18 protein-coding genes are annotated in these 21,973 nt (G+C 63.0%); 2 read left to right on the top strand and 16 right to left on the bottom strand.

All coding sequences use genetic code 11. From position 1 onward, the window contains the following. Window positions 1-83: 83 nt before the first annotated feature. From mscK to BGO64_RS20135, 13 genes are all read right to left on the bottom strand, one after another. Window positions 84-3,401, bottom strand: a complete 3,318-nt coding sequence (mscK, locus tag BGO64_RS20195; protein ID WP_279981585.1) for a mechanosensitive channel MscK — start codon at window positions 3,399-3,401, stop codon at window positions 84-86. A gap of 149 nt (window positions 3,402-3,550) precedes the next feature. Then, the gene (gene pykF / locus BGO64_RS20190; protein ID WP_286701259.1) at window positions 3,551-4,963 is read right to left on the bottom strand and encodes a pyruvate kinase PykF; all 1,413 of its coding nucleotides are present in this window, start codon (window positions 4,961-4,963) and stop codon (window positions 3,551-3,553) included. 403 nt (window positions 4,964-5,366) lie between these two features. Continuing rightward, window positions 5,367-6,497: a ribosomal protein uL16 3-hydroxylase gene (locus BGO64_RS20185; RefSeq protein ID WP_102948718.1), complete on the bottom strand. Its 1,131-nt coding sequence runs from the start codon at window positions 6,495-6,497 to the stop codon at window positions 5,367-5,369. A gap of 152 nt (window positions 6,498-6,649) precedes the next feature. Then, the gene (gene purB / locus BGO64_RS20180) at window positions 6,650-8,020 is read right to left on the bottom strand and encodes an adenylosuccinate lyase (RefSeq protein WP_069785343.1); all 1,371 of its coding nucleotides are present in this window, start codon (window positions 8,018-8,020) and stop codon (window positions 6,650-6,652) included. Between the two features lie 30 nt (window positions 8,021-8,050). Further along, window positions 8,051-8,662 carry a high frequency lysogenization protein HflD gene (gene hflD / locus BGO64_RS20175; protein ID WP_010673618.1) on the bottom strand — a complete coding sequence of 204 codons (612 nt, stop codon included), beginning with the start codon at window positions 8,660-8,662 and terminating at the stop codon, window positions 8,051-8,053. A gap of 211 nt (window positions 8,663-8,873) precedes the next feature. After that, window positions 8,874-9,980: a tRNA 2-thiouridine(34) synthase MnmA gene (mnmA, locus tag BGO64_RS20170; protein WP_010673619.1), complete on the bottom strand. Its 1,107-nt coding sequence runs from the start codon at window positions 9,978-9,980 to the stop codon at window positions 8,874-8,876. A 158-nt stretch (window positions 9,981-10,138) separates the two neighbouring features. Further along, window positions 10,139-10,606 (bottom strand): NUDIX hydrolase, encoded by a 468-nt coding sequence (locus BGO64_RS20165; RefSeq protein ID WP_010673620.1) that lies wholly within the window; start codon window positions 10,604-10,606, stop codon window positions 10,139-10,141. Window positions 10,607-10,670: 64 nt separating this feature from the next. Continuing rightward, entirely contained in the window at window positions 10,671-11,579 is a 909-nt protein-coding gene (locus BGO64_RS20160; RefSeq protein WP_286701258.1) for a pseudouridine synthase, read from the bottom strand. An 82-nt stretch (window positions 11,580-11,661) separates the two neighbouring features. Continuing rightward, window positions 11,662-12,129 (bottom strand): GNAT family N-acetyltransferase, encoded by a 468-nt coding sequence (locus BGO64_RS20155; RefSeq protein WP_119197439.1) that lies wholly within the window; start codon window positions 12,127-12,129, stop codon window positions 11,662-11,664. A gap of 49 nt (window positions 12,130-12,178) precedes the next feature. Next, window positions 12,179-12,940 carry a DUF3142 domain-containing protein gene (locus BGO64_RS20150; protein WP_119197440.1) on the bottom strand — a complete coding sequence of 254 codons (762 nt, stop codon included), beginning with the start codon at window positions 12,938-12,940 and terminating at the stop codon, window positions 12,179-12,181. A gap of 3 nt (window positions 12,941-12,943) precedes the next feature. Beyond that, window positions 12,944-15,064, bottom strand: coding sequence for a PA5441 family protein (locus BGO64_RS20145; protein ID WP_109113203.1), 2,121 nt, complete (start codon window positions 15,062-15,064; stop codon window positions 12,944-12,946). A gap of 157 nt (window positions 15,065-15,221) precedes the next feature. Further along, the gene (locus tag BGO64_RS20140) at window positions 15,222-16,004 is read right to left on the bottom strand and encodes a hypothetical protein (protein WP_286701257.1); all 783 of its coding nucleotides are present in this window, start codon (window positions 16,002-16,004) and stop codon (window positions 15,222-15,224) included. A 103-nt stretch (window positions 16,005-16,107) separates the two neighbouring features. Then, window positions 16,108-16,401 (bottom strand): hypothetical protein, encoded by a 294-nt coding sequence (locus BGO64_RS20135; RefSeq protein WP_042879347.1) that lies wholly within the window; start codon window positions 16,399-16,401, stop codon window positions 16,108-16,110. A 558-nt stretch (window positions 16,402-16,959) separates the two neighbouring features. Here BGO64_RS20135 and BGO64_RS20130 point away from each other — a divergent pair. Continuing rightward, window positions 16,960-17,109 carry a hypothetical protein gene (locus BGO64_RS20130; RefSeq protein WP_010673628.1) on the top strand — a complete coding sequence of 50 codons (150 nt, stop codon included), beginning with the start codon at window positions 16,960-16,962 and terminating at the stop codon, window positions 17,107-17,109. Between the two features lie 84 nt (window positions 17,110-17,193). Here the strand turns inward: BGO64_RS20130 and BGO64_RS20125 are convergent, their stop codons facing one another. Continuing rightward, window positions 17,194-18,285, bottom strand: a complete 1,092-nt coding sequence (locus tag BGO64_RS20125; RefSeq protein WP_039039248.1) for an alpha/beta hydrolase — start codon at window positions 18,283-18,285, stop codon at window positions 17,194-17,196. A 410-nt stretch (window positions 18,286-18,695) separates the two neighbouring features. Here BGO64_RS20125 and icd point away from each other — a divergent pair, with 410 nt between their 5' ends. After that, on the top strand, window positions 18,696-19,949 hold the full coding sequence (icd, locus tag BGO64_RS20120) for an NADP-dependent isocitrate dehydrogenase (RefSeq protein ID WP_010673630.1): 1,254 nt from the start codon (window positions 18,696-18,698) through the stop codon (window positions 19,947-19,949). Window positions 19,950-20,015: 66 nt separating this feature from the next. Here icd and BGO64_RS20115 read toward each other — a convergent pair whose 3' ends face one another. Further along, window positions 20,016-20,192: a hypothetical protein gene (locus BGO64_RS20115; RefSeq protein ID WP_010673631.1), complete on the bottom strand. Its 177-nt coding sequence runs from the start codon at window positions 20,190-20,192 to the stop codon at window positions 20,016-20,018. A 339-nt stretch (window positions 20,193-20,531) separates the two neighbouring features. Continuing rightward, window positions 20,532-21,863, bottom strand: a complete 1,332-nt coding sequence (dsdA, locus tag BGO64_RS20110) for a D-serine ammonia-lyase (protein WP_286701256.1) — start codon at window positions 21,861-21,863, stop codon at window positions 20,532-20,534. Window positions 21,864-21,973: the final 110 nt, after the last annotated feature.

Here is a 21,973-nt window from a genome sequence, read left to right as displayed (position 1 = left end):
ATTGGGGGCGATCTGCGCTTTCCAAGGCGGGGGGCGGGCAGAAAAAAACAGGCCCCGTGAAGGGGCCTGTGAAGCGGGCGGGATCAGACGGGCTGGTTCCCTGCCGGCGGCAGCGCCGGGCGGGATTCCACCTTCTGTTCGTCTCCCTGCATGTTCTTGATGTAGACGTCCATCTGGTTGAACGCGATCTCGATGCCATGCTCGCGGAACAGCACGTCGATGCGGCGGTTCAGCTCGTCGATGGCCGGGTTGCGATCCCCCAGCTCGCTCACGAAGAAGCGCAGCTCGTGATCCAGGGTGCTGGGCCCGAAGGTGAGGAAGTAGACGATGGGGGCCGGGTCTTTCAGCACCCGGCTGTTCTCCATGGCGGCCTGCATCAACAGCTTGCGGGTCAGATCCAGATCCGAGCCATAGGCCACCCCGACCCGGGCGATGACCCGGGTGACGGTGTCGGACAGGGACCAGTTGATGAGCCGCTCTATCATCAGCTGCTGGTTCGGGATGATCACCTCCTTGCGGTCGAAGTCGGTGAGGGTGGTGGAGCGGATCCTGATCTTGTTGACCGTGCCCGAGATGGTGCCGATGGTGACGGTGTCGCCGATCCGCACCGGGCGCTCGAACAGGATGATGATGCCTGAGATGAAGTTGGAGACGATCTGCTGCATGCCGAAACCGATACCGACCGAGAGACCGGCGGCCAGCCACTGCAGCTTCTCCCACTGGACCCCCAGCATGGCCAGCGCCGTCAGGCTGCCCACCCCGATCAGGGCGTAGTTGAGCATGGTGGTGAAGGCGTAGGCCGTGCCTTGAGCAAGGCGCAGCTTGGAGAGCACCAGCACCTCCAGCAGGCCCGGCAGGTTGCGGGCCAGCGACAGAGCCGCACCAAACACGAAGAGGCCGGTCAGCACGTCGCTCAGGCTGATGGGATAGAGCACGGCGTTGGCCCCGGTCCCCTCGCTCTTGTGCCACAGCACCACACTGTCGAGGTAGGTGAAGACCGCCACCAGATCAGACCAGAGCCAGTAGAAGGCGACGCCGAACACCAGCAGCAGCATGATGCGGGTCAGACGCAGGGACTGCTGGCTGACCTCTTCCAGATCCATGGGCTGCTCTTCGATGGCTTCGCCCCCTTCCGCATCCTCCTGGGTCTTGTGTTCCCGCTTGGCGACCGCGCGGCGATAGGCCAGACGACGGGCCGCCAGCTCAAGACCGCGCAGGGCGGTGCGATAGACCAGACCCCAGATGATGATGAGGTAGAAGGACTCGATGAGCCTGCCGGTGAGTTTCAGGGCCGTGTAGTAGTAGCCAAGGGCTGCCAGCACCATCAGGGCCACCGGCGCCAGCGCCAGGGCGACGGCGGTCAGGGTCTGCAACATGCTCGCCTCGCCCTTGATGCGGGCGCGGGAGATGGGCAGCACCAGGTAGGCGGTCAGCCCCAGCAGCAGCATGGTCATGCCCTGGCCGATGACGTCGTTGCCAAGGGAGGAGGGCTCCACCACCGCCTTGGTCGACAGCATGATGAGGGGCAGCAGGGGCAGCCAGAGGTAGCGCATGCTGTTGCGCTTGGCCTGCAGCTCGTCCCGCGGCATGCGGAAGTGGGTCTCGCCGATGCCCCCCGGTCGCATCACCGACAGGTAGACACTGAACACCAGGTAGCCGAGGGCCAGGTTCAGGGTGATCTGGAAGATGAGTCTCGGGCTCAGCAGGCCGCAATAGGCGAGCAGCAGGCCGGCGGCCAGGATGAAGAGGGTGCCCGGCAGGCGTTGCAGCACGGTGAACAGCAGGGCACGGGGGGTGTGCCACTGGCTGTCCTGACGAAAACGTCCCAGATCCTTGACGATCTTCTTCTGGCGCTCGAGCAGGGTGCCGCGCTTCCACAGCAGCAGGCCGCCCACCAGCAGCAGTGGCAGGGAGAGCAGGGAGACCGCCAGCAGCATGTCGCCCCAGCCGCTCCAGTCCGGTTTCAGCACCCAGTCGGAGGCCTGCTTGAAGGCCTGGGCCGGCCAGGTGATGAACCACTTGGCATCGATGGGCTTGTTGCTGCTCACCCAGAAGATGTGCTGCTGCAGGGTGAACTCGATGGAGGCATAGACCCGGGTCAGCTGCTGCTGGGTCAGTTGCAGGCTGATGGCGTTGGTGAGCTGGGCATCCATCTGGCGGTTGAGCTGATCCAGCAGGCCGATGCGGGTGTCGATGAGCTTGGCAAGGCTGGCCCTGTCTTCGTCGCTCACCGTCTCGCCGCTGCTGGCGATGAGGTTGTCCAGATACTGGTTCTTCTGGAACAGCTGGTCACGCTGCTGGCTCAGTTCGAACTGGGCCAGATGCAGGTCGGCGATCTGCTCCTCCAGGTTCTTCACCAGGGTGGAGGGGGCCGCTTCCAGTTGCTGGTAGAGCTGATAGAGGATGCGCGAGAGCAGCAGGTTGCCCTTGAGCATCTGCACCTGTTCGTTGAGGTTGCGCTCGGTCTGGGTGCCGCGCTCCAGCATGCTCTTCGCCTGCAGGTTCTTCTGGGCCAGGGTGTTGAGGCTGTTGGTGGAGCTGATGAGTTGCTGGCTGAGCTGGTAGTTGAGCTCCTGCTCTTTTTGCACCAGGGGGTTGTCTTCGGCGGCCACCAGTTCGCCGGTCTCTTCGGCGGTCTTCTCGGTATCCCCCAGGCGCTTGGCGCTGCTCTGCTCCTGCAATGCCTGCAGTTTCTGCTCTTCACTGGCGAGACGGGCACTCTGGTAGTCCCGTTGCTTGACCACCAGATCCTGCATGCTGGTGCGGTTGTCCAGCTCCTTTTGCAGGTTGGCCAGTTGCAGATCCAGCAGGGCCAGTTCGGCATTAAGCTTCATTTTCTCGGCGCTGCTCACCCCGTCCCCGGCGTTGAGGCGGGTGCGGATCTCCTGGCTGCGCTGATAGGCGCGGCTCATGCTGGCCTGGGCCCGCTCCGGCAGGGTCTGCAGGTTGGTGATCTGGCTACCGATGGTGCCAAGGGCCTCCTGGGCCGCCTGCATGTTGGCCATGATCTCGGGTTGGCGGGCATCGAGCTCCGCCAGGCTCATGGTGGCGTATTCGCTCTTGAGCTGCTCCGGGCTCTTGCCCTGGGTCAGGGCGTCTAGCTTGGCGCCGATCTCCTTGAGCTCTGTCGGCAGGGTGCGCAGGCGTTCGCTCTGGGTTTTGGCCTTGCTCTTCTCCTTGTCGATGCTGTCGAGGAGGGAGAGGGTGTCAGTCAGGAACTTCTGGTCCGCCTGCTGGCTGGCCGTGGGGGTGTCCGATTTGCCGAGGGCGTCGAGCGCCCGCTGCACGGTGGCGCGCTGGGGCAGATCCTGCGCCAGGGTGCTCGGGGTCCAGAAGGTGATGAGTAAACAGAGCAGCGGCAGCAGGGTGGCCGAGGCTCTTTTGAAGCGTGTTGAGAGCATAAAGCGTCCGGGTGATTATGCGATGTTCGGGGGATTTTCCACCAGGGTAAAATCCGCGTGGATTCTAGCACCGGCGCAAGAGGGGCAGCAGGGGGAGAGATAAAAAAAAACGGCGCCCGCAGGCGCCGCTTTCATCGGTTCAGGACTGATTACAGTACGTGAACGGAGGCGGTGTTGGTGGTACCGCTCGGTACCAGGGCACCGGAGACCATGACAACCACGTCACCCTTCACGCCCATGCCGATTTCCAGCGCGGCTTCTTTGCCGATGCGATAGAAGTCGTCGGTGGAGGCGATGGAGTCAACCACGTGAGCAACCACACCCTTGGTCAGCACCAGCTGGGCAGCGGTCTTCTTGTTGGTGGTGATGGCCAGGATCCAGGCTTTCGGGAAGTACTTGCGGATGGCCTTGGCAGACTTGCCGCCTTCGGTGGCAACCACGATCAGCGGGGCGTCCAGCTTCTCGGAGGTCTCGACCGCGCCTTTGCAGACCGCTTCGGTGATGCGCAGCTTGTTGCTGTCGTTGGCAGCAGACAGGTTGGACGGCATCACGGCATCGGTACGCTCGCAGATGGTGGCCATGATGGTCACGGCTTCCAGCGGGTACTTGCCCTTGGCGGACTCACCGGACAGCATGACTGCGTCGGTACCGTCCAGGATGGCGTTGGCCACGTCGCCAGCTTCGGCGCGGGTCGGACGCGGGTTCTTGATCATGGAGTCCAGCATCTGGGTGGCGGTGATGACCACTTTGCGGGCTTTGTTGCACTTCTCGATGATCATCTTCTGGGCGAAGATCACTTCTTCTACCGGGATCTCGACACCCATGTCGCCACGGGCAACCATGATGCCGTCGGAGACAGCCAGGATCTCGTCGAAGTTGTCCAGGCCTTCCTGGTTTTCGATCTTGGAGATGATCTGGATGTTCTCGCCGCCGTGGGCTTTCAGGTGCTCACGGATTTCCAGCACGTCTTCTTTCTTGCGAATGAAGGAGGCGGCAACGAAATCAACGCCTTGCTCGCAACCGAAGATGAGGTCGCGCTTGTCTTTCTCGGCCAGGGCCGGCAGCTTGATGGAGACGCCCGGCAGGTTGATGCCCTTGTTCTCGCCCAGGTCACCGTTGTTGAGCACTTTACAGATCACTTCGCGCTCGGTGATTTCGATGACGTCCAAGCCAATCAGGCCGTCGTCAACCAGGATGCGGTTGCCGACGCGCAGGTCGCTGGCAAAGCCGGCATAGGTGACGGCGACTTTGTTTTTGTTGCCCACCACGGTCTGGTCGGTGGTGAAGGTGAAGGTCTGGCCGGCGACCAGGGAGACGTCGTTGCCGCCTTCGAGCTTGATGGTGCGGATTTCCGGACCCTTGGTGTCCAGCAGGATGGCTGCGTGCTTGCCGGTTTCGGCCATGACAGCGCGCAGGTTGCTGATGCGACCACCGTGTTCGGCGTAGTCGCCGTGGGAGAAGTTCAGGCGCATGACGTTCATGCCGGCATCCAGCATCTTGCCCAGCATTTCTTTGGATTCGGTCTTGGGACCGATGGTGCAGACGATTTTGGTCTTTTTCATGTCAGTCTTCATGGTTAAGGAATTTCCGCCGTGCAATATACACCAGTTTTTGGATACTTTTTATGATCCAGAAACAACGTTTTGAGCGAAAACGGCCTCAATTTGAAAGATAACGTTTTCGCTCACAGCTCATTTTAGGGGCTAAAATAATTGATTTTCCGCAACTGAGGCCATTTGGTTCCCATTTCTGGCCCCGCATCCTGCCCGAGCCCATGTTGTTAAATGACAAACAACAGGGCCCCCTTGCCGGGGCGATCCGGCCCGATGCCGTTGGCCGTCATCCAGTGTAGTCACTCCCTCCCGCGGCGTCAGGGCGAAGCAGTGCAAGGCTGGAGCCGGTTGGCCTACAGCGGAAAAAACGCCGCCCCTCCCGGCACGCCGGGAGGGGCGGCAGCCCTCAGGATCAGCCGAAGAACCAGTAGCCGCGGTTGACCAGCCGGGTCAGCAATTGCAGGAAGCCCGCCTGATCGGCCAGTTCCACCAGCGCGTCCTGGGTGATGATGTCCTTGTCGCACAGGAGCGCGATGGCGGCCGGATCCTCGCTTGGCAGGGTCCAGGCTTCGCCGTCGATGTAGCAGGTGCGGCTCTCGCCGCTGAACCAGACGCTGCGCAACCCCGGCACCTTGATGGCGGGCTCCCCCTGGCTCAGCAGGTCGGCCACCTCGTCGGCGCTGTAGTCCGGCTCCACCGGATTGACGTCCAGATCGTGCTTGGCCTCGGAGATCATGGTGCCGAACCACTCCTTGAACAGGGTCTCGTCGTCGAGGGCCTGTTGCATCAGCTCCCGCAGGCGGTGCAGCTCATGGGGCTGGATTTCCCCGTGGCGGGCGCGGGGCTGGAGGTCCGGGTCGCCGTAACGGTCGGTGCGGATCTCGTTGTCGATCAGGTGATCGGCAAAGGAGGAGACAAGGGCCTTGGCGTCCGGCGCGCGGAAACCCACCGAGAAGTTCAGGGAGGGCTCGATGGCGTAGCCCTCGTGGGGGAATCCGGGCGGGATGTAGAGGATGTCGCCCGGCTCCATGATGACGTCGATGATCGCCTCGAACGGCTCGCAGTGCAGCAGGGCCGCGTGGGCGGCGAACTCGTTCAAGGGCTTGGCATCGCCGACCCGCCAGTGGCGCTTGCCCTGACCCTGGGTGATGAAGACGTCGTAGTTGTCGATGTGGGGGCCGACACCGCCGTGAGGGGTGGAGAAGCTCACCATCACATCGTCAAAGCGCCAGCCCGGAATGAACTGGAAGGGCACCGCCAGCTCGTGCACCTCGGGTACCCAGTGGTTGCACGCCTGCACCAGCACGGTCCAGTTCTCTTCCCCCAGGTGATCGTAGGATTCGAAGGGGCCGTGGGCCGCCTCCCACTTGTTGTTGAAGCGGGTGACCAGGCGCGATTCGATCACCTCTTCCATGGCCAGACCCGCCAGCTCGTCCGGGCTGATGGGATCCTGAAAGTCGGTGAAACCGCCCTTGATGAGGAGCGGGCGCTTCTGCCAGTAGTGCTCGAGGAAGTGAGCGATATCCAGATTGAGTTGGTACATGGTGCTTCTCGTATCTTGTGAGAGGGCTTGCCCAAGGCGGGCTTGGGCAAGGGCTCTGAAATGGCCCGATGGCGAGTGATCATATCAAATGGGCCAAAATCAACGGGGGCCCTGCCGTCATGACAGAGCCCCCGCCGGTTCGGTTACATCACTTATTTCAGCAGATCGACCAGACGCTGGGCGTCGCCGATGTAGTTGGCCGGGGTCAGCTTCTTGAGCTCGACCTTGACCGCTTCCGGCAGTGCCAGGGTGTCGATGAAGGTGCGCATCCCTTCGGCGTCGACGCGGCGACCACGGGTCAGCTCTTTGAGCTTCTCGTAGGGCTTCTCGATGCCGTAGCGGCGCATCACGGTCTGGATGGGCTCCGCCAGCACTTCCCAGTTGGCGTCCAGATCGGCGGCCATGGCGTCCGCGTTGGCTTCCAGCTTGGAGATGCCCTTCAGGGTCGCCTGATAGGCAATCAGGGAGTAACCCACCGCCACACCCAGGTTGCGCAGCACGGTCGAGTCGGTGAGATCACGCTGCCAGCGGGAGATGGGCAGTTTGCTCGCCAGGTGCTGGAACACGGCGTTGGCCAGACCCAGGTTGCCTTCGGAGTTCTCGAAGTCGATGGGGTTGACCTTGTGGGGCATGGTGGAGGAGCCGATTTCGCCGGCGATGGTGCGCTGCTTGAAGTGGCCCAGGGAGATGTAACCCCAGACGTCACGGTCAAAGTCGATCAGGATGGTGTTGAAGCGGGCCAGGGCGTCGAACAGCTCGGCGATGTAGTCGTGGGGCTCGATCTGGGTGGTGTAGGGGTTCCAGGTCAGGCCCAGGGAGGTGACGAACTCCTCGGAGAACTGGTGCCAGTCCACATCCGGGTAGGCGCTGATGTGAGCGTTGTAGTTGCCCACGGCACCGTTGATCTTGCCCAGCAGCTCCACCGCCATGATCTGCTTGAGCTGGCGCTCCAGACGGTAGGCGACGTTGGCCATCTCCTTGCCCATGGTGCTCGGGGTCGCCGGCTGACCGTGGGTACGGGAGAGCAGCGGCATGTCGCGGTACTCGACGGCCAGGCGCTTGATCTCGCTGATGAGCTTTTCGCAATAAGGCTTGATCACCTCTTCCCGGGCGGTCTTCAGCATCAGGCCGTGGGAGTTGTTGTTGATGTCTTCCGAGGTGCAGGCGAAGTGAATGAATTCGCTGACGGCGGCCAGCTCCGGGTTCACTTCCACCTTCTCTTTCAGGAAGTACTCCACCGCTTTCACATCATGGTTGGTGGTGCGCTCGATCTGTTTGATGCGGGCGGCATCCTGCTCGTTGAAGTTGCTGACGATGCCGTCAAGCACGGCATTGGCTGCCTCGCTCAGGGCAGGGACTTCCGGGATCCCGGCGTGGCTGGCCAGTTTTTGCAACCAGCGCACCTCGACTTCGACGCGAAAACGCAGCAGACCGAATTCGGAGAAGATAGGGCGCAGGGCATCGGCCTTGTCGCCATAACGACCGTCAATCGGGGAAACGGCAGTCAGCGCGGACAGCTCCATGGGGTGAACTCCTGATGATTGGTGTGGGGGTTAAAATCGTTTGGCCAGTTCCACCATCTTCTTGCGGGCGAAGATGATCTGGGTACGGCTGCCGCCGAGCTGGCGCCACAGCACCACGGCGCGGATGCCTGCGAGCAGCAGGGCGCGCACCTTGTGCTGCACCAGGGGCTGCTGCAGGAAGAGCGGGGTGCCCGCCACCTGGATGCGCGGCCCGATGGGGCTGATAAGGTCGCTGTAGATGCTCGCCATGTTGGCCAGGATCTGCTCGTCGAGCAGATCGAAATGCTGTTGCTGGCGGCCGATCTGGCTGATCCGCTCCCCCAGCATGTTGAGGATGTCCTTGCGCTTGGCGAGCTTGCGCTCCAGCGCGATCAGGCTCACCACGTAGCGGGTCAGCTCGGCATTCTTCTGGCTGCCGTCGGCCCCCAGCTGTTCCACCAGGGCGCGATAGCCGTCGCGAATGGCCAGGTGGCTGCCGAACACTTCCAGCGGCTGCGTGGGGTTGGTGACCAGAATGCTTTGCAGGCTCTCGCGCAGGGAGGCTTCGTCGCAGGAGCCGTCACGGGCCACTTTCTGCACCAGATAGGCGGCCTGGCAGATGCCTGCGAAGGCCATGGTTCTGTCTTGGAATTTGTCGCTCATATCTTCACGGCCCTGTTCTGTTCTTTCACCGGCCGATGCCATGATCCGGCCTGGACGTTGCCAATCATGTATCGCTGCCTGGTACTGTTTTTCTTTGTCCCCTCTCCCTCAGGGAGAGGGTCAGAGTGAGGGTGGTTACCCCCTCATCCCCAACCCTTCTCCCGCGAGGGGAGAAGGGAGTACAGCGCGGACGCTCGTGAGCGCCCAGCCCTTAGACCGGATGGCTGAAACGTTGTTCGATGATGCCGCCGCCCAGACACACTTCCCCGTCGTAGAAGACGGCGGACTGGCCCGGGGTCACCGCAGCCTGCTTCTCGTCGAAGATGACCCGGATGGTCTCATCGTCGATGGGCTGGATCAGGCAGGGGATATCTTCCTGACGGTAACGGGTCTTGACGGTGCAGCGGCGCGGCGCCCGAATGGGGGTGCGATCCACCCAGTGCAGCTGGCTCGCGACCAGGCCGTCGGAGTAGAGGCGGGGGTGTTCCCCTTGTGCCACCACGAGCGTGTTGCGCTCCACCTCTTTGTCCACCACGTACCAGGCCTCTTCGGTGGCATCTTTGCGACCGCCGATGCCAAGCCCCTTGCGCTGGCCCAGGGTGTGGTACATCAGCCCCTGATGCTCGCCGATGATCTTGCCGTCCACGGTTTCGATGGGGCCGGGCTGGGCGGGCAGGAACTTGGCCAGGAAGTCCTTGAACTTGCGCTCACCGATGAAGCAGATGCCGGTGGAGTCTTTCTTCTTGGCGGTGATGAGATCCAGCTGCTCGGCGATGCGGCGCACCTCGGGTTTTTCCAGATCCCCGACCGGGAACAGGCTCTGACCCACCTGGGCTTCGCTCAGGGTATAGAGGAAGTAGCTCTGATCCTTGTTGGTATCGAGGCCGCGCAGCAGGCGAGGGCGGCCGGTGCTGTCGTCACGGCGCACATAGTGGCCGGTGGCGATGTAGGTGGCCCCCAGCTCTTCGGCGGCAAACTCCAGGAACGCCTTGAACTTGATCTCCTTGTTGCACAGGATGTCCGGGTTCGGGGTGCGACCCGCCTTGTACTCTTCCAGGAAGTGTTCGAAGACGTTGTCCCAGTATTCGGCGGCGAAGTTGATGGTGTGGAGTTTCATCCCCAGCTTGTCGCAGACGGCCTTGGCATCAGCCAAATCCTGGGCGGCAGAGCAGTACTCGTCCGTGTCGTCTTCTTCCCAGTTCTTCATGAACAAGCCTTCGACCTGATAGCCCTGCTGCTGGAGCAGGTAGGCCGAGACGGAAGAATCCACGCCGCCGGACATGCCGACGATCACCTTGATTTGGCTGTTGTCTGTCATTAGTCGAAGTTACCAGTTCGTTTAAACGGGGCGTATTCTACCAGAGTTTTGCGCCCCCGGTCACATCTCCCTGCCGCTGTTCCCCTTGGGAGCCCGGTGGCGGGAAATCGTTTTTCTTGTCTCGGCCCCATCGCGTCAAAAAGAGCGTCCAATGGCGCTTAGATAAAGGCCTTGAGGGCCGACAGCGGCAGGCGGGTGCCTGCCAGATAGTCCTGGATGCACTGCCACACCAGGGGGCTTCGCAGGGCGGGCTTGCACTCGGCAATCTCCTCCAGGCTGAGCCAGTGACAGGCCAGTACGTCACCGTCGGGATCCTCTGGATGGTGCTGACCGGGCGACTTTTCAAGGTCGAAGATGACGGCTGTGCGCACAAAGGTGGCCTCGCTGTCCGCCGGTTTGAAGAGGTAGACCCCAAGCCAGCCGGTGGGCGCGGCGGTGAGTCCGGTCTCCTCCTTCAGCTCGCGGCAGGCTGCCTGGATGAGATCTTCTCCCGGCTCCACGTGGCCGGCGGGCTGATTGAAGCGGCGCTTGCCCGCAATCTCCTCTTCCACCAGCAAGAAACGCCCCTGCCAGTGCACCAGGGCGGCCACGGTGAGGCGGGTGGGCAGCGGTGGGTGATCGCTCATAAGGACTCCTTGTCTTGTTGGCTGTGCCCCGGCAGGGGCGCTCGATGCAGATCCGCTGTCGCCTTCATTCAGAGGGCTTGGTGCGAGCCGGACGGCGGGCGGTGGTGCGCCCGCCGCTGCGATTGGCCGGGCGCGGGTCTGCCCCGCGGCGCTCCCGCCCCTGGGGTGGAGCCTGATCTGTTGGCCGGGCGGTGCGGGGGGCACTGCGGCCAGTGCCCCCGGCTGTGGCGGATGCCCGTGGTTTGCCTCGTGTGGCGGCTGGTCGTGGCGCGGGGGCCAGCTCGGGGGCGGGCAGGGCGCGGCTCTCTCCCGGCGCCAGACCATCGAGGGTCCACTCCCCGATGGCGTAGCGGATGAGGCGCAAGGTGGGGTGGCCGATGTGGGCGGTCATGCGCCGCACCTGGCGGTTGCGCCCCTCCACGATTGTTATCTCGAGCCAGCAGGTGGGGATCTCCCTGCGCTCGCGTATGGGCGGATTGCGTGGCCACACGGCAGGGTCATCCATGATGCGCGCCCCGGCGGGCAGGGTCATGCCGTCGTTGAGTTCCACACCGGCGCGAAGGGCGGCCAGTTTCTCCTCGCTCGGGATGCCTTCCACCTGCACCCAGTAGGTCTTGGGGGTCTTCTCTCCCGGCTGGGTGAGGCGTGCCTGCAACTTGCCGTCGTTGGTGAGCAGCAAGAGCCCTTCGCTGTCTCGATCCAGCCTGCCCGCGGCATAGATGCCGGGCTCTTTGATGTAATCCTTGAGGGTCTCGCGGCCCGCCTCGTCGGTGAACTGGCAGAGCACCATGTAGGGCTTGTTCAAGAGCAGCAGCTTGCGATCCACCGGAGCGGGGGCCGGTTTGCGCTCGTTGACGCTCCCTGTGTGCCGGGCCTCCCGGCGTTGGGATGGGCGCGCCGTGGTGGGCCCGCTGGCCTTGCGGCCTGCGTCAGGGCGGGCGGAGAGGGAGAGACGGGGACGGGCTGATTTCATCGCATGCCTACCAAAAACAGGGGATGGCGGAGTGTACCACAGGGGGCGGCCATCAGGGGGAGAGCGGGGCTTCCCTCTCGGGTCAGGGGGAGGCGGTGTCCGGCGCCAGTGCGAGGGAGAGGCGCAGCATGTCCTTGTGCTGGATGCCGTGCTCCATCAGGGGCTCGGGATAGTGGATGAGGAAGTGATCCTTCACGACGGCATGGACGCGAAAGCCGTGGCGCTGGTAATAGGCGAGCTGGTGGCCGAAGCTGCCGGTACCGAGCTCGACGCGGCCTATCCCCTTCCCGGCCAGGTTCTCCAGCACGAAGCGCAGCAGGCCGGAGCCGATGCCCTGCTGCTGGCGGCTGGGGGCAACGGCGATGTTGAAGATCTCGGCGGTTTGCTCCCCCACCAGGCCCGCCACGCAGGCCCCCACGACCTCGTTGTTCGCCAGGGCGGCAAAGCCCCAGGCCCCGGGCAGGTAGGCGGCGATGCGCGACGCGGCGGGATCGGCCTCCAGCAGCAGGGCCAGCGGCAGGTGGGCGGGGTTCATCTCGACAAACGTCATCCTTGTTTCTCTCCCTGTTTGTGGCGCCCCGATAGGGTTCACCCGCGTCTCAGTGGGCGTCATGCCGGGGAACAGGGGCGCTGGTCCCCGGGATCGGCGCCGGGCGGTTGAGCAGGAAGACCACCTCGCCCCGGTAGTGGGGGGAGGCGGCCAGTGTTGTCTGCCAGGCGGGATCCCACTCCCCATCCTGCACCAGCCCGACCTTGAACGGGATGGTCAGGTGCGCCATGGCGGGCAGATAGGCCTGATATCCCGGCACCGTGCGCGTGCCCTGATAGGTCTGGATCACCAGCTCGTCCACGGGCAGGCGATTGAGCTCTGCCACGTCCCCCGTTTTCGCCCAGTCGAGCAGCCCCGTCACGCTGAGCTTGCACCCGGGAGGCAGGGCGCGCCGCAGTTGTTGCAGGGCGTTGCCATAGCGATCGAGCTGGCGGGTCGCCGCATCGAAGTCGATCTGGATGCCCGCCACCCTGGCCCCGGCCGCGCGCCACCCCTCGTAGAGGCGCACCAGCACCTGCTCGTGGGCGGGGGAGAGGGGGAGGGCGTTGACACGCACCACCAGCCAGACCTGCCCGGCCTTGAGGGGGGAGGGAACCCGCCCCAGCTTGACGAAGCGGGAGCCGCCGGGCCTGTCCAGGATCTCCCCCTGATGCAGATAGAGGGTGCTGGCCTGTTCCAGTACCGGCTGGTGGCGGGTGGCGGACCAGAGCCAGAACCCGTGATAGGCGCTGGCATCGACACTGGCCTCAAGGGGGGTGGCCAGGGCCGTCAGCAGCAGCGCCAGCAGGGCGCGTTCAGGGGGGCTGCTCATGGCTCACCAGTAGTATTTGAGGGATCTGGCCCACACCGAGTTGCCATAGCGCTGCTTGAGGGTGTTGAACCAGGCCTGCCGGGTGCGTTTGGGGATCTCCTGGCTGTCGCAGCTGTTGTAGCCGGAGGGGGCATAGCACTGGATGGCGCGATAGAGGGCATAGCTCTTGTCTTCGGGCTCCGCCTTGGGGTTGGCCATCACGGCCTGATAGAGGGCGAGGCGACTCGGGAATGTGGGACGCTCGTCTTGCGCCAGCCCCCAGATCATCTCGCGATCCTGCCACAGGTCGATATGGGGATCCCGGCTGCGCAGGTACTCCCCGAAGCAGTTGAGGGCATGACCATCGTCGGGGCGCTGCACCAGGGTGCCAAGGGTCTGGGCCAGATCCCGGCAGTGGTAGCCCTGGGGCGTCCCCTCTCCGCGCCACTGGAACGCCGAGAGGCGCACATCCCCGTTGGGCACGGGCTCCCAGGGCGCGTCGGCGGGAGGGGTCGCCTCCTTGTAATCGGCGGGGATGAGGGCCACATCCTGCAAGAAGGTGGCCGGGTCGCTGGCGATGAGATCCCGCACCAGCAGGGTATGGAGCGCAATCTGCCGCTCCGCCGCGCTCGGGCCCTGACTGGCTTGCTGGCGCAACAGGGCGGGTTCGGCCTCCTGCTTGAGCACGGCCGCGCGGATGCGCAGCTGGGTGATGGGGCTGCCCGGCTGGAAGATGGCGGCCGTGTTGCCGGTGCGCACCCAGTGATCCGCCAGCACGTTCTCCACGAACGCCTGCTGGGCCTGACCCAGGGGAGAGGCCACCAGCGCCATCAGGGCCTGCTCGGCCTTGTCGAAGGCCTTCATTCCCTGCCAGGCCCAGATGCGCAGCATCTGGTGGCTGAATGCCAGGGTGGCGTCCTCCTGCCCCAGGGAGGGCAGGGCCAGCACCTGCTCGAACTGCTTGTCCAAAAAGAGGGCGTAGGCCTTGAGATAGGCCGCCTGCGCCTGGTGACCGGTTTTTTGCAGGTGCGCGATGGCGTCGTCCAGCTGGGCATCTTGCCAGTCCCGCGGCCGCTCATAGGTCGGTCTGAGACCCCGCAGGGCATTGACGAACAGCAGCGCCGGCTGGGCCGAGTCCTGATAGGCCGCCTGATGGCGATAGGCATCGCCACTGAGCAGGGTGAGATCGATCTCGTTGACCAGGGCCTCCAGCGCCGGCAAGGGCTGGCGGGTTGCCATGGCCTCGTCATAGGCATCCCGCAGGGCGCCGAGATCACCGGCCATCCACTGGATGCGTCTGAACAGTCCTCTGGTCGAGCTGGCGTAGCGCCCTTGCGGGTAGGCCGCCAGATAGGCCTGACCCTGGGCCATGGCGCGGCGAAGGGCCTCCTTGTCGCTCCTGGTCACGTCCTGATCGCCGTATTCGTCCTTCGCCTCCTTCATCGCGAGGTTGATCTCCGTGCGCATCACCATGTAGGTCGCGCTCTCGGCCACCCAGGGGGCCTTGGCCTGCTGCAAGGCGGCAAAGCCTGCGCGGGCCTCCTCGAAGCGGCTCTCGTAGAAGTGCCGGGCGGCCTGCAGATACCCCTGCCACTCCAGGGCAGCATCGCTCATTTCGGTAGCGGGGGCCGGGCTCTCCTGCTGCCCCAGGATCAGCAGACGGCTTCGCAGCAGCGACGTGCGCTCCGGGGCGGGCACCTCGCTCTGCTCGAGGGCGTCCAGAAACGCGCTGACCGAGGAGAGGGAGTTGGAGATGGCGTGGCCGTAGAGGGAGTCGTGGCCCGCGTAGTGCTCGAGCAGCGGTGGGAGGGACGGGTCGTAGGCGGCCAGCCGGCTGCCGAGCTGCTCGCGCAGCGCCGGGTCCTCCACCTCCTCCGGCTGGGGGAGGCGGGTGAGGTAGAACAGCGGCTGGCTGCGCTCGTTCAGCGGATCTGCCGGCAGGGTGAAGGGGAGGGGGTGATGCTGGGCATCCCCCAGCAGCATCAGCAGGTTGCCCCGGGTGTCGTTCTCGTTGAGATAGAGCGGATAGGTGGGGAGAGGGCAGTCGGTGAGCCAGAAGCCGCACCCGTCACCGTCACCGGAGGCGAGGGCGGGCAGTGCAACCAGCGTCATTGCCAGCACCGAGCAGTGGGTCAGAGATGTCATGGGATCGCTATCCGTTTGTGGGCCCGCGCCGTGCATGACGCCCGGGCCGGAAAAGGGGGTTCGCAGTGGCGGGCAATAGTACGAAACAGGGTCACAAACGACAACCCATTCTGACCTGGTCGGCGCTCTCTCTGTCAGGACGCCTGCGCCATACCGTCTATTTCGGGGCGGCCTTGTCAGGCTGGTAGCGGGTTTCGGTTATCTGGTCGAGGCGCAGGATCAGGGTGTCACCCCCCTTGAGGCGATAGGCGCAGTGGGCGGTGTTGCAGCCGATGCGGATATGGGGTTCATCCCCCAGCAGAGGGGACTGGCTATGGGCCTTACTCTCTGGCCAGTTGCCTTGTTCGAGGAGGGTGATCTGCTTGTTAGCCTCTTTCTCCCCCATGGGTCTGGTGTATTCAGATGCCCAGATGACCAACAGGATAGGAAGCATGAAAAGTGCAAATTTCAAATAGGTATTCTTTAACCAAATCAGACAGCTAAATGTAAATGGAGCGGGATAGGTGCGGGCAATTTTCCCACCCTTCATCACGATGGGAAGCAGAACAAAAAAGCGGACCACCCACCATGAGAGAGTCAAGCGCCACCTCACCTTGAAAAACAGGCATGAGAGCGTGGCAAAGAGCACTCCAACTGTCATGACGAGAGGGAACACGTAAGGCAAGAGCAGCTGTAGCAGCAGCAGGAATCCGTGAAAAAGAGTGACATCCGCGGGTTGGGAGAACTCGGTGTATTCAAGACCGAAGCGGTCAAGGTAGCCGTGGTAATATCGCATCCCGACCAAATAGATAGCCGCTGTCAGCAAGGGGAGCAGGGCGCACAGGATGCCGACAAACCCTGGCATGCCTACTTTTTCTTCTTCCTCGTCTTTTGCTGCCCGTAGCGCTTGCAGATGCTTCTTGAGCCACTTGCGCTTCAGTGCGGTTAAATCCTTTTCCATCTGAGATGTCTCCCTGTCCCGAGCGCGTGCTCTTTGTTGCTTCGCGGGTGTCAGCATCTGCCATCGCCATACATCGCCATACAAAAAGGGCGAATGTGGATGCTTATATCGGGGGTTCTTCGGTGCGAAAGAGCGCCTTGCCGCAGGCGAGGCAGGTGTGGCGAAAGCGATGATCAGGCCAGCCGGTCTGGGGGTGGCCCAGCACCTTGTCGGAGCCGCAGGCGCAGCAGCGCGCCCCCAGTTCATCGTCGATGGCGCATTCGGGATGCTGGTGCAGGTAGTCGGCGCGGGTAGGCAGGCGCAGCCAGTCGGGCTGGGCATGGCGCTGGTTCCAGAAATAGCACCCATAGAAGGTGCCTGCGGCGACGGGCAGGGCAAACCACCAGAAGAGATCCATGTCATGACTCCGACGAGAGGGGATGAGGGCGGCAACAACCCGCTCAGCAGGCGCGGTGCGGCCCCATTTTATCGGGGCGGGAGTGGGGCGGGATATGCCCGGATGGGTAACAAGCGAACCTGCTGATGGTCGGGTTGGCAAGCCGTAGGGCCGGGGTTGGGGATTATCTATCCATTAAAGAGATGGGTTGCGTCATAACCTATCGTGTTCTTGGATGGACAAGGGGGCCTTTCCGGTCGCAAAACCCGGAGAGCGGGGAGTTTTTGTGAAAAAAAATGTGCATACACTCGTCATGCCGATCTCAAGGGAGTCATTGAGCGAATCATAAATATCAAGGTATTGATATAAATGGTAAAAATAGTGTTTTTATCAGGCGTTTACAGGGAGGGTGATGGGGCTTCATAAGGAGCTTTAACCCATTTTCTAGATTAGTTTTTGCATAATCAATCGTTTATTTTGTTGGACAATTGGGGAAAACCTGGTGTCCAATCGGGTGAGCAGGTTGGCCAAACAGTGCCGTCAGCCAGTGTGTAACCCGAGATGTAAGGAGACATCCTGATGGAAAAACTTGACCAAAAAATCGACACCATGCGCCAGGAATTCGAGTCCCAGGGGCAAAAACAGGCCCAGGACAGATGGCAGGCCAGGGTCGATGAACTGCAACGGGAGCGCAGCGAAGCGCCCCAGCCGGAAGCGGCAGAACACTAGCCCCTGGCGGCCTTGTGGCCACCAAGTGAGCGCATAATGAAAAACCACCGCCCTGTTCGGGGCGGTGGTTTTTTTGCGCAGTGGCTAGAGGCGATAGAGGTTCTGGGCCGCATCGAACAGCTCCGCGCTCTCGCCGGTGCCGCCGTTGAAGACGGTGTGGAAGAAGCGCAGCACCTTCTCGTTGGCGAGGGCATCCCCTTCGAAGTAGGCGTGAGAGTCCCCCACATGGGGCTGATTGGTCACGTCCACATAGGTGGCCGTTCTGGCGTCCAGCCGCCGGGTGTAGTGGCCGAGCCTCGCCTTTTGCTGCTCCCCCATCTTCATGCGCGATGCCATCAGGGCACCATCGCGCTCATTGATGGTGATGTAGAGGCGGTTGCGACACTGGATGCGGTCGACCCACTGGGCGTGAAGCTCGTTGTTGGTGTCGGCGGCGGCCATGATGATGTTGTCGAACAGCAGCTGGTTGGCGTGGTAGGTCGTGCTGCCCAGCAGGTGCTTGAACAGGTAGTTGCCCATGCTGTGCAGCAGCAGGTTGATGGTGAAGGGGCAGCGCTTGTTCACCTCCTTGGCAAAGTAGCGATCCCAGGCCTCGCCGTTGTCGGCGAACTTCTTCTGGGCCTTCTCTTCCAGCTGCGTCACATACTGGCCGTTGAACTCGTCGAGCAGCCCCTTCATCTTCTCCAGCACCCGGTCAAGGGCACCGGCCGAGGCCAGGGCATCGCGCTTGTCGCTCTTGTAGCTCAGCACGCCCCGGGCGCCGCCGCCATTGGCGGGCCAGCTGAAGCAGAGCACCTCGACGCCGTACCGGGCCTCGAGCCCCGCGGCCCGTTCCAGCACATCGTCAAGATCGTTGTTGAAGCCGTGTACGAACAGCAGCAGGTGTTTGCCGGTCTTGAGCTTCTGCTTGGCCGTGCTGCCGGTCCCGGCGCAGCGCTCCAGCAGCTTGCGCGCCACATAGGCGCTGGCCGGGTGGGGGAGGTCGGGGTCAAGGCCGACGCTGGCGGCCATCTCGGCGGTGATCTGATCCGGCAGCAGGTCCAGCTGCCACTGTTTGCCCTGACGCCGGGCCTCGGCGAGGCGCAGTTCGTTGGGGCCCTCTGCGGGTTTTTCGCCAAAGATCTCGCTGGGGGTTTTGCCCTGCTCGTTGACCATCCGGTTGGTGACGATAAACATGGTGTTCTCCTTGTTGTCGTGCTCTCTTCATGATCGGCCACGCCCCGGGCGCCCCGATCACTGGCAAAGAGCCTAGTCCGGATCCGGCTGCCTGTCCCCCGGCGCGCCTTGCCTCGCCAAAGGGGTTAGGACGATGTAAAGGCGAACGGGATTTGGGGGAATGGCGCCTTCGGGGCGGCGAGGGCAGGAAGACGCTGTCATCACTAGAGGAAGAGGCCCGGATGGACGGGGCCTGCGCCTCGTCAGGACCAGAGGGCAGCGAGGGAGTAGGGGATCCTCAGGCGCACTGTGATCCACTCCCCGACTATGGTCTGACATGCACGCCCGCTATTTGATTATGCAAATGGATGGGCTTAAGATGGCCGCGCGCAACGATCAGATTGATAACAAACGGAAGTTAGGAGATGCCGATGGAAAGCAAAGTAGTTATCCCGACCCAGGGCCAGAAAATCACAGTCGATGCCAGCGGCAAGCTGCAGGTTCCCCACAATCCCATCATTCCGTTTATCGAAGGGGATGGTATCGGTGTGGACGTGACCCCGGCCATGTTGAATGTGGTGAATGCTGCGGTCGAGAAAGCCTACAAAGGCGAGCGCAAGATCGCCTGGATGGAGATCTATACCGGCGAGAAATCGACTCATGTCTATGGCGAAGGTGCCTGGCTGCCGGCCGAAACCCTGGATTTCATTCGTGAATACTGCGTGGCCATCAAGGGCCCGCTGACCACCCCGGTCGGCGGCGGTATTCGCTCCCTCAACGTGGCCCTGCGCCAGGAGCTGGACCTCTACGTCTGCCTGCGCCCGGTCCGTTACTACGAAGGGACCCCGAGCCCGGTCAAGCACCCCGAGCTGACCGACATGGTGATCTTCCGCGAGAACGCCGAAGACATCTACGCCGGCATCGAGTGGAAGGCAGACAGCGATGAAGCCAAGAAGGTGATCGCTTTCCTGCAAAACGAGATGGGCGTGAAGAAAATTCGCTTCCCCGAGTCCTGCGGCATCGGCATCAAGCCCATGTCCAAGGCCGGTACCGAGCGTCTGGTCCGTGCCGCCATCGAGTACGCCATCGACAACGATCGCGACTCCGTGACCCTGGTGCACAAGGGCAACATCATGAAGTTCACCGAAGGTGCCTTCAAGGATTGGGGCTATGCCCTGGCCCAGAAAGAGTACGATGCCCAGCTCATCGACGGCGGCCCCTGGTGCTCCTTCAAGAACCCGAAAACCGGCAAGACCATCGTCGTCAAGGACGTCATCGCCGATGCCTTCCTGCAACAGATCCTGCTGCGCCCGGCCGAGTATGACGTCATCGCCTGTATGAACCTCAACGGCGACTACATCTCTGACGCGCTGGCGGCCCAGGTCGGCGGCATCGGCATCGCGCCGGGCGCCAACATCGGCGACGGCGTTGCCCTGTTCGAAGCCACCCACGGCACCGCGCCGAAATACGCTGGCCAGGACAAGGTCAACCCGGGCTCCCTCATCCTCTCTGCCGAGATGATGCTGCGCCACCTGGGCTGGACCGAGGCGGCTGACCTCATCGTCAAGGGGATGGAAGCGGCCATCGCCAACAAGACCGTCACCTATGACTTCGAGCGTCTGATGGAAGGGGCCACCCTGCGTTCCTGCTCCCAGTTCGCCCAGGACATGATCGACCAGATGTGATCCGGGTCGTTGAAATGCAAAACCGGCGCCATGAGCGCCGGTTTTTTTATGGAGGAGAGCAGGTCGTCAGGTGGTTTTTTCCACGTGCTGCTCGTAGATCTGCTGCCATTTGCTGGTCTCGGCCTCATCTCCACGGGCCTGCCAGAATTCGCAGATGGAGCTGGCGAGCTCGGATGCCATGGCGTGGTCTCCGTCACGGCGGCTCATCAGATATTGTCCCAACCAGCTTTGATATTGTTTCATCGCCCGATCTCCTTATCTAAGGTGCCCAGAGGGGAGTGCTCCAGGCGTCAAGGTCGCGCAGGAGCGATTCGAACTGGGCACATGTTGTGCTGCGCCCGGCAGGTGTTGGTCGCCGGAACCGGTGGTTATCTCACCGGAAAAAGGGGACAACGGGGCGCAGATGTCAAAAAACGGTCTCTATCGTATCACAAAATAACCAGTCGGTGGGGCTGGATGCCAAATCAGGCTGTCCAGCAGTCTGGCCGTCTGTGTCATGGGGGCGAGGGCTGAGGTGCCATCTTGCTGATCTCGCAGCAGAAAAACCCGCCAGGTCGGCGGGTCACGGGGGCGAAAAAAAGATCAGATCCGGGCGCAGGCCAGGTATTTTTCCATCTCCTCGGCGGGCACCATGCCGCCGCCGGTGGCCCACACCAGGTGGGTGGCACCGGCCATCTTGGCTGCATCCAGTCCCTGCCCACTCTGCCACTCAAGGTTGGCGGCCACTCGCCAGGGGCCTGCCATGCCCGCCAGTGCCGAGGGCTCGAGCCGGATCTCTTCATCCCGGGCCAGGAGCCCCAGCAGGTCGTACATCTCCTGATCGCTCAGGGTGTAGAAGCCCGCAAGCAGGCGTTCCATGGCGCGGCCGACAAAACCGGAGGCGCGTCCCACCGCGAGGCCGTCGGCGGCGGTGAGGTTGTCGATGCCAAGGTCTTGCACCGCAATGGCATCGTGCAACCCGGTGTGGACCCCGAGCAGCATGCAGGGGGAGTGGGTAGGTTCGGCGAACAGGCAGTGCACGTTGTCCCCGAACGCCAGCTTGAGACCAAAGGCCACTCCGCCGGGGCCACCGCCGACGCCGCAAGGCAGGTAGACGAAGAGCGGATGGTCGGCGTCCACCCTGATGCCCATCTCGTCGAACTGCTTTTTCACCCGCTCACCGGCCACCGCGTAGCCGAGGAACAGGGTGCGGGAGTGCTCGTCGTCGATGAAGAAACAGTTGGGGTCGCGCTCGGCCTCCTTGCGTCCCTGCTCCACCGCCACCCCGTAATCCTCGGCGTATTCCACCACGATGGCGCCATGTTCGCGCAACTTTTTCTTTTTCCACTCCCGCGCATCGGCGGACATGTGGACGGTGACGCGAAAGCCGAGGCGGGCGCTCATGATGCCGATGGAGAGGCCGAGGTTGCCGGTCGACCCCACCGCGATGCTGTACTGGCTGAAGAAGTGGCGGAACTCGTCCGAGAACAGCGTGCGATAGTCATCCGTCTCGCGCAGCAGCCCAGCCTGGATGGCCAGGTGTTCGGCATGGGCCAGCACCTCGTGGATGCCGCCGCGCGCCTTGATGGAGCCGGAGATGGGCAGGTGGCTGTCTTGTTTGAGCAGCAACCTGCCGGTGAGTTTGACGCCGTAGCGCGCATTGAGGGTCCCCTGCAGGGTCGGGATGGCGGCGATCCCGGACTCGATGATGCCGTGGCTGGCGCGGGTTTCGGGGAAGGCCTCGCACAGGTAGGGGGCGAAGCGGGCGAGCCGGGCGGAGGCGGTGGCCACATCGTGCCGGGTGAGCCCCACATGGGGCAATCCTTCCGCGAGGGAGGTGGCCCCCGGATTGAACCAGGTCACAGGGGTGAGGGCGATCAGCGGCTCGAGCAGGGGAAAGCGGGTGATGAGCCCGGCAATGTCGGTGTGTGTCATGAAAGCCTCTCGGGGTGGTGACGGAATCATCCCATTGAATGGCACCAGCGTTGCCGTGACAAATGATAAAACGCGTCGCTTGGATGAGCCCAGTTGATGCAAATGGTCAT

Origin of the sequence: Aeromonas sp. 62-46 (genome assembly GCF_001898585.1) — a bacterium.
Taxonomy (GTDB): Bacteria; Pseudomonadota; Gammaproteobacteria; order Enterobacterales; family Aeromonadaceae; genus Aeromonas; species Aeromonas caviae.
This window is presented reverse-complemented; position numbering and strand designations above follow the sequence as displayed.